Annotated in this window: 15 protein-coding genes, 2 tRNA genes and 1 other RNA gene; 13 read left to right on the top strand and 5 right to left on the bottom strand. The window is 34.2% G+C overall.

The features are described 5' to 3' along the window. Positions 1-18: 18 nt before the first annotated feature. From Q0358_RS04880 to ligA, 6 genes are all read left to right on the top strand, one after another. Positions 19-94 (top strand) — tRNA-Ala (locus tag Q0358_RS04880). 5 nt (positions 95-99) lie between these two features. Continuing rightward, positions 100-176, top strand: a tRNA-Arg gene (locus Q0358_RS04875). Positions 177-218: 42 nt separating this feature from the next. Continuing rightward, complete coding sequence (locus Q0358_RS04870; RefSeq protein WP_299548055.1) at positions 219-1,973, top strand: bifunctional anthranilate synthase component I family protein/class IV aminotransferase; 1,755 nt, start codon at positions 219-221, stop codon at positions 1,971-1,973. Beyond that, positions 1,973-2,557: an aminodeoxychorismate/anthranilate synthase component II gene (locus Q0358_RS04865; RefSeq protein WP_299548052.1), complete on the top strand. Its 585-nt coding sequence runs from the start codon at positions 1,973-1,975 to the stop codon at positions 2,555-2,557. Before Q0358_RS04870 ends, Q0358_RS04865 begins: the two co-directional genes overlap by 1 nt. A gap of 82 nt (positions 2,558-2,639) precedes the next feature. Further along, a complete protein-coding gene (gene luxS / locus Q0358_RS04860; protein WP_299548049.1) occupies positions 2,640-3,122 on the top strand; it encodes an S-ribosylhomocysteine lyase in 483 nt (160 codons plus the stop codon). Next, entirely contained in the window at positions 3,122-5,119 is a 1,998-nt protein-coding gene (gene ligA / locus Q0358_RS04855; RefSeq protein WP_299548046.1) for an NAD-dependent DNA ligase LigA, read from the top strand. The genes luxS and ligA overlap by 1 nt, the downstream gene beginning before the upstream one ends. A gap of 14 nt (positions 5,120-5,133) precedes the next feature. Here the strand turns inward: ligA and hypE are convergent, their stop codons facing one another. The 5 genes from hypE to Q0358_RS04830 all read right to left on the bottom strand — a co-directional run bounded on the left by hypE (position 5,134) and on the right by Q0358_RS04830 (position 8,308). Further along, positions 5,134-6,150 carry a hydrogenase expression/formation protein HypE gene (gene hypE, locus Q0358_RS04850; protein ID WP_299548043.1) on the bottom strand — a complete coding sequence of 339 codons (1,017 nt, stop codon included), beginning with the start codon at positions 6,148-6,150 and terminating at the stop codon, positions 5,134-5,136. Between the two features lie 7 nt (positions 6,151-6,157). Next, positions 6,158-6,470: RNase P RNA component class A (gene rnpB / locus Q0358_RS04845), an RNA gene on the bottom strand. A gap of 47 nt (positions 6,471-6,517) precedes the next feature. After that, entirely contained in the window at positions 6,518-7,165 is a 648-nt protein-coding gene (locus Q0358_RS04840; RefSeq protein ID WP_299548039.1) for an HAD family hydrolase, read from the bottom strand. An 8-nt stretch (positions 7,166-7,173) separates the two neighbouring features. After that, positions 7,174-7,572 carry a thiamine-phosphate pyrophosphorylase gene (locus tag Q0358_RS04835; protein WP_299548036.1) on the bottom strand — a complete coding sequence of 133 codons (399 nt, stop codon included), beginning with the start codon at positions 7,570-7,572 and terminating at the stop codon, positions 7,174-7,176. Between the two features lie 28 nt (positions 7,573-7,600). Further along, the gene (locus Q0358_RS04830) at positions 7,601-8,308 is read right to left on the bottom strand and encodes a Bax inhibitor-1/YccA family protein (RefSeq protein ID WP_299548033.1); all 708 of its coding nucleotides are present in this window, start codon (positions 8,306-8,308) and stop codon (positions 7,601-7,603) included. 105 nt (positions 8,309-8,413) lie between these two features. On the opposite strand from Q0358_RS04830, the gene gap reads away from it, so the two are divergent. The 7 genes from gap (at position 8,414) to rplC (ending at position 15,131) form a co-directional block, all read left to right on the top strand. Further along, on the top strand, positions 8,414-9,418 hold the full coding sequence (gap, locus tag Q0358_RS04825) for a type I glyceraldehyde-3-phosphate dehydrogenase (RefSeq protein WP_299548030.1): 1,005 nt from the start codon (positions 8,414-8,416) through the stop codon (positions 9,416-9,418). Beyond that, a complete protein-coding gene (locus Q0358_RS04820; protein ID WP_299548027.1) occupies positions 9,415-10,767 on the top strand; it encodes a M99 family carboxypeptidase catalytic domain-containing protein in 1,353 nt (450 codons plus the stop codon). The genes gap and Q0358_RS04820 overlap by 4 nt, the downstream gene beginning before the upstream one ends. Positions 10,768-10,771: 4 nt before the next feature. After that, positions 10,772-11,761 carry a ferrochelatase gene (gene hemH, locus Q0358_RS04815; protein ID WP_299548024.1) on the top strand — a complete coding sequence of 330 codons (990 nt, stop codon included), beginning with the start codon at positions 10,772-10,774 and terminating at the stop codon, positions 11,759-11,761. Then, positions 11,751-13,424, top strand: coding sequence for a hypothetical protein (locus Q0358_RS04810; protein ID WP_299548021.1), 1,674 nt, complete (start codon positions 11,751-11,753; stop codon positions 13,422-13,424). The genes hemH and Q0358_RS04810 overlap by 11 nt, the downstream gene beginning before the upstream one ends. A gap of 43 nt (positions 13,425-13,467) precedes the next feature. After that, a complete protein-coding gene (locus Q0358_RS04805; RefSeq protein ID WP_299548018.1) occupies positions 13,468-14,046 on the top strand; it encodes a thioredoxin fold domain-containing protein in 579 nt (192 codons plus the stop codon). A gap of 185 nt (positions 14,047-14,231) precedes the next feature. Continuing rightward, positions 14,232-14,543 carry a 30S ribosomal protein S10 gene (gene rpsJ, locus Q0358_RS04800; RefSeq protein WP_034287206.1) on the top strand — a complete coding sequence of 104 codons (312 nt, stop codon included), beginning with the start codon at positions 14,232-14,234 and terminating at the stop codon, positions 14,541-14,543. Positions 14,544-14,552: 9 nt separating this feature from the next. Then, positions 14,553-15,131: a 50S ribosomal protein L3 gene (gene rplC / locus Q0358_RS04795; RefSeq protein WP_299548012.1), complete on the top strand. Its 579-nt coding sequence runs from the start codon at positions 14,553-14,555 to the stop codon at positions 15,129-15,131. The last annotated feature ends 4 nt before the right edge of the window (positions 15,132-15,135 follow it).

Genomic DNA, 15,135 nt, shown 5'->3' with positions numbered 1-15,135 from the left:
GTTTTTATTTAGAGTGTAGGGGTGTTAGCTCAGCTGGGAGAGCGCAACGCTGGCAGCGTTGAGGTCAGGAGTTCGATCCTCCTACACTCCACCACTTGTGCGTCCGTAGCTCAGCTGGATAGAGCAACAGGTTGCGGTCCTGTAGGTCGGGGATTCGAATTCCTCCGGGCGTACCACTTCTAAACTTCTTTTAACGCTTGCTAGATTTTAGGAATCTTATGTTTTGTATCTATGGAAAATACCAATATGAAAAGCCTTTGTCTTCTGTTGTGTGTTTTAAGAGCGCGGATGTTATGGAATCTTTTTTAAAAATCCAGAATGATAAGCGTGGCTTTTGGGTGGGATATATATGTTATGAAGCACTAAGTAAAACAGAATCCAAAACCCCATTATTAGAGTTTGTTTTATTTAGTGAGCGCAAAAAATGGAAGCAAAATTATATAAAAAGCGATTTTATTTTTTCTCAACCTTTATTTTATCCAAGCGTGTTAAAAGATTTAAATAAAGGTTCTTATGCGCAGGCTTTTTCACGCATTAAAGATGAGTTGAGTGCTGGAAATACTTACCAAGTTAATTTCACTCAAGATCTGCATTTAACAAGTCATTGTGATGGGTTTGAGATTTTTAAGGCACTTCATCAAAGACAAAAAACTCCTTATTGTTGTTATTTTAAAAGTGAGTTTGTAGAAATTATTTCGCTATCTCCAGAGCTATTTTTTAAAAAAAGAAAAGAGAAAATCACCTTTGCACCAATGAAAGGAACAATTAAGCGTGGTCAAAATAGCAAGCAAGACAAGCAATTAAAGAAACTTTTAAAAAGCGATTCTAAAAGTCAAAGTGAAAATTTAATGATTGTTGATTTATTGCGTAATGATATGAGTAAAATTATCAAACTTGGTTCGCTTAAGATTCCATATTTTTTAAAAGTTTTAAAATTTAAAACACTCTTTCAAATGATTTCTATTCTAAAAGCACGTCTAAAAACAAAGGATTTAGGAGAAATTTTTTCAGCAGTGTTTCCTTGTGGATCAATCACAGGTGCTCCAAAGCTCTCAACAATGCGTGTGATTGCAGAGTTGGAACAAAGAGAACGAGGCGTGTATTGTGGTGCTTTGGGTGTTATTAAGGATGAGAGAGCAACTTTTAGCGTGCCGATTCGAACTTTGAGTAAAGACTCTAAAGAGAGTTTTTATCACTATGGTGTAGGAAGTGGGATTGTGTGGGATTCTAATTGTGAAGAAGAATTTAAAGAATTGCAACTTAAAGCGCAGTTTTTAACTCCAAAACTAGATTTTATGCTTTTTGAAACAATGCTAATGTATGAAGATAAAATTTTTTTATTATATCATCACAAAAAACGATTGATAAATAGTGCAAAAAAGCTTGGATTTAGAACACATAAACTTGGATTTTTAGAAGAAATTGAAGAGATTGAAATGCCAAAGAATTTAAGTTTAGATGATTTTTTAACGTTAAAGTCAAAAAAATTAGAATCGCTTTTTACAGAAATAAAAAAGATTCCATATTTTCAAGATTTACAAGGTGATGAACAATGTTATAAAGTGCATTTAATTTTGCAAAAAAATGGAGATTTTTCACTTAAGGCAAGCCTCTTAGACTCTATAACAACAAATCAAGTTAAAATCGCAAATGCGCCTTTAAACTCTCAAAACGACTTGCTTTATCACAAAACAACTTTAAGGGCTAAGTTGCCTAAAAATTGCTTTGATGTGTTGTATTTTAATCAAAACAATGCGTTATGTGAAGGATCTAGAAGTAATCTTGTGCTTTTAAAAGATGGGCAATTTCTCACTCCGTCTTTAAAATGTGGAATGCTTGGAGGGACTTTACGTGAAGTTTTATTGCAATGTGGAATCTTAAAGGAGCAAGTGTTATTAAAAGAAGATTTAAATGGTGCGAAAATATTTTGCATTAATTCTTTAAGAGGCGTTGTGCCTGTGGAGCTAGTGTAATGCGTGTGCTACTTGTGGATAATTATGATTCTTTCACTTATAATTTAGATTACTATTTAAAAGAGCTTGGAGTAAAGGTGTGTGTGGTGAAAAATGATTTTGCGCCAATTTCTAAAGCTGTCGTATTTGCAGAAGATTTTGATTGCTTAATGATTTCACCGGGTTTTGGAAGTCCTTTGGATTCTGGGATAAGTTTGGAGTTGCTTAAAGTCTTTGCCCCTAGTAAAAATATTTTAGGGATTTGTTTGGGGCATCAGTGTATTGCGCAAGTTTTTGGTGGAAAAGTAGAAAAAATGCAAGAACCAATGCATGCAAAACGCACCTTGTGTTATCATTATCCAAACGCACTCACACAAGGGATTAAGAATCCTTTTAAAGTGGCTTTGTATCATTCTTTGTATGTGAGTAAATTAGGTGATTGTGAAATGTTGGGATATAGCATACTGCAAGGACAAAAAATTCCAATGTTACTAAAGCATAAGCGTTACAACACTTATGGAGTGCAATTTCACCCAGAATCTATTTTGCAAGAGAGCGGGAAAAGGATTTTGAAAAACTTTTTAAAGCTTAAAAAGATTTCATAATTTTATAAACCTCGCTCTTATTTAACACTAAATTTTAAGTTATTGTGTTAGCATTGCGCTACATTTTTAAAAAAGGAATCTTATGCCATTATTAGATAGTTTTAAAGTTGATCACAAGTTAATGCCAGCTCCAGCAGTGCGCCTTGCAAAGACAATGCACACACCAAAGGGAGATACAATTAGTGTATTTGATTTGCGTTTTTGCAAACCTAATGTTGAAATCCTAAGCGAAAAAGGAATCCATACACTAGAACACCTTTTTGCCGGCTTTATGCGCGAACATTTAAACAGCAGTGCAGTAGAAATTATCGACATCTCTCCTATGGGTTGTCGCACAGGTTTTTATATGAGCTTAATTGGTGCGCCAAGTGCGGAATCTGTAAAGAATGCTTGGGAAAATAGTATGCAAGATATTTTAAAAACAACGCAAATCCCAGAAGCAAACCCACTACAATGTGGCACTTATGCAATGCACTCTCTTGATGAAGCAAAAGAAATCGCACAAAATATGCTAAATAAGGGCATAGGGATTATGGATAATGAAGCGTTAAAGCTTGATTTATAATGACACAAGATTCTTATTTAAGCGCCATAAAAACACTCAATTTGTGGGCTAGGCATTATTATGTTTTAGATGATCCTATTGCAAGTGATGAAGAATACGATCTTTTATATCATCAAGTGCTAGATTATGAAGCGCAAAATCCAAAATCTATCGCCAAAGATTCTCCAACGCAACGCGTTGGCGATAAAGTGTTAGAATCCTTTAGCAAATCCGAACACATTAAAAGAATGTGGAGCTTAGAAGATGTGTTTAATGCAGTAGAAGCACAAGAGTGGATTGCACGCTCAAAGCGCGCTTTAGGACTTGATTCTAATGCGCCAATACTCTTTAGTGTAAGTCCCAAGTTTGATGGAGCAAGTCTAAATCTGCTCTATGAAGATGGAATCCTAAAATGCGCTGCTACAAGAGGTGATGCTTTTATAGGAGAAGATGTTACACAAAATGCACGCACAATCCCTAGTATTCCCTTAAGCATTGCATATAAAGGACGCATTGAAATTCGTGGAGAATGCGTGATTAGTAAAAATGATTTTGAAGCATTAAACGCAAAACGGCAAAGCAATGGAGAGAGTCTTTTTGCAAATCCTAGAAATTGTGCAGCAGGGAGTTTGCGCCAACTTGATCCAAAAATCACAGCAAGTAGAAAATTACAATTTATCCCTTGGGGTGTTGGAGCGTGCGATACTAGGGATTTTATGGATTTTATTAGCACAAATTCAACAACACAAAATGGCTTTTTTGCTCTAATGGAAGGGATTTATGCTTTAGGATTCCAAAAACCACCATTTACAGAACTCTGCTCCAATTATGATTCCATCAATACAGCCTACCAAACACTTCTACAAGCGCGTGAGAATTATGAGATTATGCTTGATGGAATGGTGCTTTGCGTTGATGACTTTCATCTACAAGAACAACTAGGCTTCACAATCAAATCCCCGCGCTTTGCATGTGCTTATAAATTTCCAGCCCTAGAAAAGCGTGCAAAAATTTTAGGCATTACGCTTCAAGTAGGTAGAACAGGCGTGATTACTCCTGTAGCGGAACTTGAACCTGTGTTATTAGAGGGAGCAAAAATTAGTCGCGCAACTTTGCATAACTTTGATGAAATGCGCAAAAAAGATATTCAAATCAATGATTTTGTTGTGCTAATTAGAAGTGGCGATGTGATTCCAAAAATCATCAAATCCCTGCCTTCCCTACGCGATGGCACACAATATCCTTGTGCGATTCCAACACAATGTCCAATTTGCAATAGCGCACTTTTAATAGAAGAAAAACTTATTAAATGCCAAAATCTAAATTGCCACGCAAGAATCAAAAACTCCATTACGCATTTTGCTAGCAAAAAGGCATTAAACATTGATGGCTTAGGAGAAAAAATCGTAGAGCTTTTGTTTGAACATAAAAAGATTCAAAGCATTGAAGATATTTTCAAGCTAAAAGCTAGTGATTTAGAAGGCTTAGAAGGCTTTAAAGAAAAGAAAATTAACAACCTAATAGAAGCCATTGCTAATGTTAGGGGTGTGGATTTATGGAGATTTATCAATGCGCTTGGGATTGAACATATTGGAGAAGGTGCTAGCAAAAAACTAGCAAATGCCTATGGTTTGGAGTTTCACACAAAAACTTATGAAGATTTTATTGCACTTGATGGCTTTGGAAGTGAAATGGCGGAATCTTTGGTAGAGTTTTGCAATGTCAATCAAACAAGGCTTTTGCGCTTGTTAGAATCTATTGCGCCAATTTGTCAAAATCAAGTGGTAGATTCTAAAATTTCTGGTAAAACCTTTGTGATTACTGGCACACTTCCCAAAAAACGAGAAGATTACCAAGAATTACTAGAATCTCTAGGGGCAAAAGTTAGCGCAAGTGTATCTAAAAAAACTGATTTTTTACTTTGTGGAGAGGATGCTGGCTCAAAGCTTATAAAAGCTAAAGAACTAGGCGTTAAGATTCTAAACGCACAAGAACTCCAAGATTTACTAAAGCCTTAAGTCCAATGAAGTTCCTAACAAATTCTAGGTAATAGCTCTCCGCTTGGATAGTCTAAAAAGCGTTTTGCACCAAAAGAAGTCTCTAAAACGACGCGTTTTGGATTTTTATTTGTGGTATAGCCAATAATTGCCGCATTTGGTGCGCCATTTTTATGGAGAATCTCTAAGGCTTGCTGTGCTTCATTTTGTGCAATACTTAGCACGCACATTCCCTCATTTGCAAGATTATAAGCTTCAAATCCTAGCAACTCACAAATTCCATTCACTTGTGGCAATATCGGTAAGTTGGAATCCAAGATGGTAATACCAATATTTGAAGCTTGCGCCCATTCGTTTAGGACACTTGCGATTCCACCGCGCGTAGCATCTCTTAATGCATAAAGATTGAGATTTGCAGAAAAGAGTGGTTCTAAAATCGGATAAAGCAAGGCGCAATCGCTTTGTAAAGTACTATTTAGATTAATGCCTTCTCTGCTAGAATAAATCACAGCTCCGTGTGTGCCGATATTTCCACTCACAAGAATTGCAGAATTTATTGGAATCCTAAAAGCACTCAAGTGCAAATGTGGATACATAAGCTCACCCATTGCTGTCGTGGTGATGAAAATCTTATCTAATGCACCTTTTGGGAGGACTTTGGTGTCTGCTGAAATGAGTTTTGCGCCACTTTCTTTTAAGGTTACAGAAAAGGATTCCACAATTCGTGATAAATCACTCATTTTTAAACCTTCTTCTAACATAAAACTTGCACTTAAATATTTTGCTTTTGCCCCCATCATCGCAATATCATTGCAACTACCACACACACTAAGTTTGCCAATGTCTCCACCTGCAAAGAAGATTGGTGATACCACATAACCATCGGTGCTTATTGCGTAAATGTTGGAATCTATTTTCACAACTCCAGCATCTTCTCCTCTGCCTATTACACAACCTTCTAAAAAAGGATAAAAAAGTTCTGTAATAAGATTTTGTGATTCTACTCCACCACTTCCGTGGCTTAGCAATATGGAATCTAAATTTTTCTTCATCGTGTTCCCTTTAGGTGTAGCTATAAGCCGAGTTCTGTTTATGTGGTTATTTATCTATATTTTACCTTGCAGTAAAATTCTAGCAATGGGCTAAAACTTGGGATATTAACCATGCCCATTTTGCTGCGGATTGGGCTTGCAATGCGAAGCATTTTGCAATGCTTCCGGTAAGCTCTTACCTTACCTTTTCACCCTTGCCATTGGCGGTTTATTTTCTGTTGCGCTTTCCCTTAGATTACTCTAGCCATTCTTTAAATGGAATCCTATCCCAAAGCAGCTCGGACTTTCCTCTTAAAATAAGCAACCACTTGCTACACCTTTTAAGATTGTAGCAGAGTTTGGCAAAAAGTAGGCTAAATTTGCGTATTTAAAGATTGGATTTAATAGAAAGCACTGCTTTTAGAGCATTATCTTTAATGTTTGATGTGTATTGTTTTAGGGTTTTTAAACTTGCATAACCTGTGGTAACAGCAATACTTTGAATCCCAGCATTATTTGCTGCTTGAATATCTAAGGGTGTATCACCTATCATATAAATGTGGGTTTTGCTTATAGGAGCAAAGGATTCTAAGGCTTTTAAAATAGGCTCTGCGCTAGGCTTTGGGTTGATCACATTTTCGCGACCAATAATACAAGTAAAATACTTTGCAACACCCATATTTTCTAACAGCATTTTAGAATATTGTCCGGTTTTTGTTGTAACAACTCCAAGCTTGGCAAAACTATGGGCTTGCAAAATTGCTTCCTTAGCATTTGGTAAAAGTGTGGTTTTGGCATTACAAATTTTGCGATAATGTTCTTTATAGACATTAATAAATTGTGGGATTTCATCATCTGTAATTCCAAGTGTCCCAAACATTGTATTTAGTGTATGCCCGATTTGTGATGTTACGGATTCAAAAGTTGGAATCGTTTTTTGAAAATGTTTAAAAGCCACACAAAAGCCTTCATACACAGCTTCAGTAGAATCAATAAGTGTGCCATCTAAGTCAAAGAGAATAATAGAATCTTGCATAAAAATCCTTAATGAGAAAAAATGGTAATTAAGATTTCTTTTTCTAGCGTATAGAGTGTGTAGCGAATCCTTTTAAAATGTTCGCTCTCTTGTGTGTTTGCGAGTTTTAAAATCTCTTCTAGGACACGGGCTGATTCTTCAGCGCGCTTGAAATTTGCTAGAAAAATATCTTCTAAATTTTCGCGTTTTTGTTCTTGTTTTGTGGAGATTTTTAACACATCTTTTTGTGAATCGCGTGTATTTAGAAGGTCTAAATGATTTACAATAGTATCTGTGAGTTTGCATTGATGGCGAAGATTCTTTAAAGAAAGCGCAAAATCCTTTTGGTTAAATCCATAGCGCAAAATATCTTCTACAACACGGATTCCTTCACGCAAGCGGTTAAGGTTTGCATCAATAATACGCAATGCTTGAGAGCTTTGCGTATTGTTTATATTATTCTTTTGAGTTAAAGATTCCAAGAATTTGTAGTAATGAGATAAAAAGATTTAAGAAATCAAGGTATAGGCTAACAGCCGCCATCACAGGGCTATCATACAAGCCACGAACAATATTTTGTGTATCATAAGCGATAAAAATACTGAATAAAATTGCACCAACACCTGCAAGAATTACTTGTAGAATCGGACTTCCTAAGAAAAGGTTAATTAAAGAACCAATAACAACAACAATTAAAGCAATAAAGAGCATTTTACTCATACTTGCTAAATCTTTTTTTGTGCGAAGCGCAAAAATACTCATTACACCAAAAATTGCTGTCGTTAGCAAAAAGGCTTGAGCAACGATATTTGCACCTCCAGGCATTCCTAGAACTTTGCTTAAAATTGGAGTGAGTGTTAAACCTGTAACAAAAGTAAATGCAAAGAGCATTAAAAGATTTAACCCGGGCTTAGATTTTGCAAACATTAATCCAAAAAGTAAAGCAAATTCTAAAATAACAAATCCGATATAGTATTGCGCTACAACACTTCCAAATGTTGTGATTCCAACATAAGCACCCACAGACGCTGCAAGCAGAGAACCTGCAAAAAGCTGATAAGTTTGTTTAACAAAGCTAATAAGAGCAACATCGCCTTTTGAAAAAGTTGTTTGCTCATTGTAACCATACTCTCTATTTATAGGTTTTCTATCATATAAAGACATTGACAATCCTTAACAATAAAATTAAAGTTGGTATTATATCCTAAAAATACTTGAATATTATTAAATATGTTACAATTTCAGTATATAACAACAAAAGAGATTGCAATGCGAAAAATTAAAGTTTTTATCAATGGTTTTGGTAGAATTGGACGATCTATTGCGCGTGTAGCATTATGTGAAATGCAAGATAGCATTGAGATTGTAGGAATTAATGATTTGGCAAATCCAGAGATTTTAAGCTATCTTTTAACGCACGATTCTGTGCATCAATGTAGTAAAATCACACAAAGTCCCAATCAAACAATTTTTAATGGCTGTGAGATTCCATTTTTTCAGCATAAAACTCCAAAAGAAATTGATATTTGTGGAGCAGATGTTGTCATTGAGGCAAGCGGATTGTTTTTAACGCAGAATGATGTGGAATCGCATTTACAAAAAGGAGCAAAGCGTGTAATTTTCTCTGCTCCAGCAAAAGATAATACAAAAACTTTTGTGCTAGGAGTTAATCATACCGAGTATCAAGGGGAGAAAATTTTCTCAAATGCAAGTTGTACAACAAATGCACTAGCTCCTGTAATTTTGCTTTTAGAAGAATCTTTTGGTATAGAAAAAGGCATTTTAACGACAATTCATAGTTACACAAATGATCAAAATCTCATTGATGCTGCACATCATAAGGGAGATTTTCGTCGCTCCAGAGCAGCAGCAGTTAATATGATTCCAACTACAACAGGTGCGGCAAAGGCTTTGCATTTAGTATTGCCACAGATAAAAGGCAAGCTACACGGACATAGTGTGCGTGTGCCAGTGCCTGATGTTTCAATGGTGGATTTAAATATTAATCTTAAAAGTAATGCGACAAAAGAAGCAATTAATGCAGTGTTTTGTGAAGCCGCTGAAAGTAGGCTTAAGGGGATTTTGGGAGTAGATAGAGAATATGGAGTTTCACAGGATTTTCTAGATTGTCCTTTAAGTGGAGTTGTGGCACTTGATTTAACCTTTGTTTTAGGAGAAAATATGGCAAAGATTATGACTTGGTATGATAATGAATGGGGATATTCACATAGGATTTTAGAAATGGCACTTTATGCTTGCAAGGAAATCATTTGAGAAAATTTGTCCAATTCATTATTGTATGTGTGTTTGTAATAAGCTCTGTGCTTGCACAAGAAAACAAACAAGCACAAGAAATTGTTGTGAAAGTAGAAGATTCTAAAGAAAATATACCTTTTAATTTTTATGCGTTAAAGGGCAGTGAAGATGGAGCGACCTTGTTAGTTATTGGTGGAATCCACGGAGATGAACCCGGCGGATACTTCGCTCCAGCACTTTTAGTAGATTATTACACAATAAAAAAAGGAAATGTGCTAGTTGTGCCAAATTTAAACCCAAATAGCATTGTGGCTTTTAGGCGTGGAATCTATAAGGATATGAATCGTAAGTTTGCAAAAATTGCAAAAAATGATCCGGATTTTAAAAATGTAGAACGCATTAAGAAGATTATTAAAGATTCTAGAGTAGATTTTATTATTAATCTACACGATGGACACGGATTTTATAGAGAAAAATGGGAAAATTCTATTTTTAATCCTAGAGCGTGGGGGCAAACTTATGTAATTGATCAAAAAACGCTAGATAATGTCCCTTTTGGTAATTTAGATTCCATTGCAAAAGAGATTGAAGCACGTTTAAATCAGACTTTACATTATGATTTTCATACCTTTGGTGTGCGCAATACAGAGACGAAATTTAAAGATGAAGAGCAACAAAACTCTTTAACATTTTTTGCTGTTACACATTTAAAGCCAGCATTAGCGATTGAAACTAGCAAAAACATTAAAGAACTTCCATTAAAGACACTTTATCAATTAAGCTCTATTGAAGCATTAATGGGGATTTTAGGGATTGAATTTGAGCGTAATTTTGCTTTGGATTTAAATAGTATTGAGTCAAAAATCAATACATTTGGAAGTGTAAAAATCAATGAAAATATCACTTTAAATCTAAGCGATATAAAGCCTTATTTGAATTTTATACCGTTACTTGCTGATGAAAATCGCTTTGTTTTTACACATCCCATTGGAGGAGTTAAAAGAGTTAAAGATGGTTTTGAGCTTTATATTGGACATAAGAAAATCACACATTTAAAGCAAGATATTTTTCCTATGCAATGCAAATTAGAGTCGTTAAAAGTTGAACTTGATGGCAAAGAAGTTGTAGTAAAGGTTGGTGATGTTTTGGAGTTTCATAAGGATTTTTTGGTGCGTGAGCAAGAAGGAGTGCGTGTAAATGTGATTGGTTATTCTAAAAAAGGCGTTGTTAGTGAGCATAATTTAAGGCTTGGTCAAAATATGATTGATAAAAATTATACATTAGATAAGCGCGGCAAAGCGTTTCGTGTGGAATTGTATGAGGGGAAAAATTTTTGTGGAATGTTAAATTTATGTGTTAAGGAATAAGAGAGTGAAATTAGAGCAAAAGTTGGAATCTAAAATATCAAACTTCAAAGCTGTTGTGCTTTTAAATATGGGTGGTCCAAATTCTCTTTTTGAAGTGAAGACTTTTTTGAAAAATATGTTTAATGATCCTTATATTCTACCGATTAAAAACTCTTTTTTGCGTGCGATGGTAGGTGGATTTATTGTCAATAAACGCTTAGAAGAAGCACAGAGTAATTATCAAAAAATTGGTGGCAAATCACCATTAGTTGGACATACTCTTGCGTTGTGTGAAACCCTAAATACGCTAAAATCTGAATATTATTTCACTTATGCTATGCGCTATACTCCGCCTTTTGCTGATGCGGTGGTGCATGATTTAAAGGCGCGTGGGATTAAAGAAGTGGTGCTTTTTAGTATGTATCCGCATTTTAGCTACACAACAACAGCATCTTCAATGGAGGATATTTTAAGGGCATTTAAGGCGTGTGGTTTTACGCCAAAGATTATGCAGGTAGAGCGTTATTATAGAGATAGGGAGTATAATTTAGCAGTTTTAGAACGCATTAAAGAGAGATTAAACGGAGAGGATTCTAGGGATTTTCATTTGATATTTTCTGCACATTCTTTACCTAAAAAAAACATAGAAAATGGAGATCCTTATCAAAAAGAGATTTTAGAAAATGTGGAAATCTTGGAATCCATTTTTATGGAATTTGGATTAGAATTTGCAAGCATAAAGGTTGCATATCAATCTAAAATTGGTCCGATTAAATGGCTAGAGCCAAACTTACAAGATGTGTTATTAAAATATAAGGGTAAAAAGCTGTTGATTTATCCTATTTCTTTTACGCTGGATAATTCTGAAACAGATTTTGAACTTTCTTTACAATATATGGAAGTTGCACATAAAGTTGGAATCAAGGACTATCGTGTAGCAAAATGTCTAAATGCAAATGAAGATTTTGCAAAATGTATTTTAAAAATAGTTAGGAGAATGGAAAATGGGAAATAATATTATTTTATTGGGTGGTAGTAATTCTGTAATAACTACTGGATTGCAAAAAGGAATTAGAGAAGGAATTGAAAAATTAAATAAGCATAGAATGGAAGATGAGAAATTAGAGTTTTATAATTTTGCATTGGGAACTACAACGCATATCCAAAATTTTTACGAATTAAAAAGAGAGAGAAATCAAGAGATTTTTAAAAATGCAGAATTAATTATTACAGAATCAAATATTAATGATACAAATTCAAATGCTAGATCTTTTGGAAGCAGAGAAAAACTTAGCTTGAGTCTTATTTATAGAAATTTAAATTGGTATTATGGAGAATTGTATAGCTTGAAAAAGAAAATATTGGTAATTATACTCCCAACTCACCATTATGGAAATAGTAAAATTATTAACGCAATTCACAAAAAAACAGCATTAAAATTTGGATTTAATTGTATTGATATGCAGGAATATGTGGATAATCATAAATTAAGTGATTTTTTTAAGAATGTAGATCGGTTGCATATGATGCCCAGAATTATGTGTGAATTTGGTAAAAGTATCATTTCTAATTTAGAATCTTTTAAGCTATCAAATTTATCTGTTGAATATAGCAATCCTAAATTTACTATAAGTACCCCTAAAGATATGGAGATAATTAGTGGAACATTGAAAGAAAAGCAAGAGCAAAACAGTTTGTATAGTGAAGTTGTTTATTGCTTGAAAGAAGGAGAAACATTATTGAGGTTTAAAAGGGGATTTAAAGGTCTTGTTTTGATAGGAGTTCACACTTGGAATCGTGTTTCAAATAATGATATTCCCAAAAGAAGCGAGTCGATTTTAAATTATTCAAGTCTGAAAATTTTTAATCAAAGACAGGTATTGATAAAGGAATTACATACATTTAATTGTTTTTTGGAAATGCAGAAGATTTTTTCGATATGTGATGAGACATTCGTAAATATTGATCATTATGAAAATAAAGGCAGGGAATTTCATTATATTGTGCATTCTTGGAGGGAAGATGCTAATAAACTTCCATTTTGTAATTTAATTGCTTTTTTCTTGGCTTCTCCAGATGGAAATTACTATGAAGAATCTGTAGATTTCGAGGCTTTGAGAGATGAGGTTATTGTGATTCCACAGGAATATTATCATAATTTTATTATTCCTCCTATAGAAACATATAAGGAAATTGTTGAAGAATATTGTTCGATAATGGATCCAAGAAAATTAAAACCTTTGCAAGATCAAATTAATCAGCTCAAAGGAAATATTGCTACTTTGATAAATGAAAAAAGACAGCTCAATAATCTAAATGCAGGGACCTTAGTGATTGGTAGTAATACAGCAAAATCTAGAATTCATAGCCATTTATCCTATAAATTAGGTCGAGCAATGATAGAAAATTCTAAATCTTTTCTTGGATACATTAGAATGCCTTATGTTCTTTCATATATTACAGAACAACATAATAAAGAACAAAAGCAATACCGAGAAAAAATCAAAAAGAATCCAAAAGTCAAACTTCCTCAATTGGAATCTTATCCTGATTATAAAGAAGCTTTAAAAGAAAAGGAATGTTTCACTTATAAACTTGGAGAAGCATTAATAAAAGCAAATAATACTTCCTTTATTGGCGGGGGGGGGGCTATATCAAGTTATTATTTGATATCTTAAGGCTAAAAAGAGAATTCAAGATAAAAAGAAGAAAAGGTAAGAAATGTTAAGAGTGTTTTTGATAGTTGTAATGTTCTTTGTTTTGTATGGTTGTCAAGATGAAGTAAATGGAAATGTGGTAACAAGTGGCACAAATCATACTAAAGAACAACAAGCAGAAATGGAAAGTGTAGATATTAATTCTTATGTAGAAGTTGCTGATGTGTTTAAAGAAACAGGCACAATTAAAAGCGATGGAAAGCCTTATTTTATAGTTTTTGGAGCAAATGGCTGTGTGTATTGTGATCGTTTGAAGGAGATTGTTAAAGAGAATGCAGATATTAAAGGTTTTTTGACAACAAATTACGAGCCTTATTACATTAATGTTAGTTATTTTAAGATGCATTTTGTGGAATTTTTAGACAAAAGTGTGCAGACTTCAGATTTGGTTAAGAGATATAGGATTATCCCAACACCTACACTTGTGTTTTTAAGTGCAAGCGGTAAAGAATTGTTTATTTATCCCGGGTTTATGCCAAAAGAAAAATTCCAAAAGGCTTTAGGGTTTTTTAAAAATCCAGATTTAGAAAATATGGAATCTAAAATGATAAAACAATCTTTTCAAGAATTTTTAGGAGACTAAAAACGATTTTAATTTCCTTGAAAATAGAATAAAATGCATTATTTCCTTTTATTAAGGAAATAAATTGCAAAAAACATATTAAAAATTGCACAAAAGTATTGCGAAAACAAACAATTAACTGTATAATCCCAACTTCCAAATTTACATTGACAGCAATGTTAGTGAGTTCTTTGAAGGAAAAATAAATGGAAAAAATTAGACTTAAGTTAAAAGCGTATGATCATCGTGTTCTTGATCGTTCAGTCGTTTCAATTGTGGAAGCTGTGAAAAGAACCGGTGCAGAGATTCGTGGTCCTATTCCACTTCCAACAAAAAAAAGACGATACACAGTCTTAAAATCTCCCCATATCAATAAAGATTCAAGAGAGCAGTTTGAAATTAGAGTGCATACAAGAATCATTGATATTGTCTCAGCGACTCCTGAAACAGTGGATAGCTTGACAAAATTAGATATGGCACCTGAAGTGGATGTAGAAGTCCGCTCAATGGGTAAATAAGGGGTGTAAATGGAATTTTTAGTAGAAAAAATCGGAATGAGCCGAACTGTTGGCAAGCCAAGTATTCCTGTAACTTTACTAAAGGTAAAAACTGCAAAGGTTTGTGAGGTGTTAGAAGGTGGTAAAGCTTTGGTTGCATACCATCAAGGTAAAAACACAAATAAATCTATCGTAGGACAGCAAAAAAAATATAATCTTGATAAAGAATATAATAAATTTGCAACGCTTGAAGTTAGTAATACGGAAGTTGGGGATTTAGATTTGTCTTCACTAGAGAGCGCAAAAAGAGCAAAAGTTTCTTTTAATACAAAAGGACGTGGATTCAGCGGTGTTATGAAACGCTGGAACTTCCAAGGTGGTCCAGGAGCGCACGGAAGTAGATTTCATAGGGCACCGGGTTCTATCGGAAATCGTGAGTGGCCAGGTCGCGTTCAGCCGGGTAAAAAAATGGCAGGACATTATGGTAATGAGAAAGTTACTGTTCAAAATGAGATTGTTTCTTTTGATAAAGAACACGGTGTTTTGGTTTTGAAAGGTTCTGTTCCGGGCTTTAATGGCGCATTTGGTAAGTTGAAAATCGTAGGTTAAAAGG

This window comes from uncultured Helicobacter sp. (assembly GCF_937893305.1).
In the GTDB taxonomy this organism is placed as follows: Bacteria; Campylobacterota; Campylobacteria; order Campylobacterales; family Helicobacteraceae; genus Helicobacter_D.
This window is presented reverse-complemented; position numbering and strand designations above follow the sequence as displayed.

Coding starts and splice junctions, on each gene's coding strand:
- luxS (WP_299548049.1), top strand. CDS start 2,640: ATGCCATTATTAGATAGTTTTAAAGTTGATCACAAGTTAATGCCAGCT.
- hypE (WP_299548043.1), bottom strand. CDS start 6,150: ATGAAGAAAAATTTAGATTCCATATTGCTAAGCCACGGAAGTGGTGGA.
- Q0358_RS04810 (WP_299548021.1), top strand. CDS start 11,751: ATGGGAAATAATATTATTTTATTGGGTGGTAGTAATTCTGTAATAACT.
- Q0358_RS04870 (WP_299548055.1), top strand. CDS start 219: ATGTTTTGTATCTATGGAAAATACCAATATGAAAAGCCTTTGTCTTCT.
- Q0358_RS04830 (WP_299548033.1), bottom strand. CDS start 8,308: ATGTCTTTATATGATAGAAAACCTATAAATAGAGAGTATGGTTACAAT.
- ligA (WP_299548046.1), top strand. CDS start 3,122: ATGACACAAGATTCTTATTTAAGCGCCATAAAAACACTCAATTTGTGG.
- Q0358_RS04865 (WP_299548052.1), top strand. CDS start 1,973: ATGCGTGTGCTACTTGTGGATAATTATGATTCTTTCACTTATAATTTA.
- gap (WP_299548030.1), top strand. CDS start 8,414: ATGCGAAAAATTAAAGTTTTTATCAATGGTTTTGGTAGAATTGGACGA.
- rplC (WP_299548012.1), top strand. CDS start 14,553: ATGGAATTTTTAGTAGAAAAAATCGGAATGAGCCGAACTGTTGGCAAG.
- Q0358_RS04840 (WP_299548039.1), bottom strand. CDS start 7,165: ATGCAAGATTCTATTATTCTCTTTGACTTAGATGGCACACTTATTGAT.
- Q0358_RS04805 (WP_299548018.1), top strand. CDS start 13,468: ATGTTAAGAGTGTTTTTGATAGTTGTAATGTTCTTTGTTTTGTATGGT.
- rpsJ (WP_034287206.1), top strand. CDS start 14,232: ATGGAAAAAATTAGACTTAAGTTAAAAGCGTATGATCATCGTGTTCTT.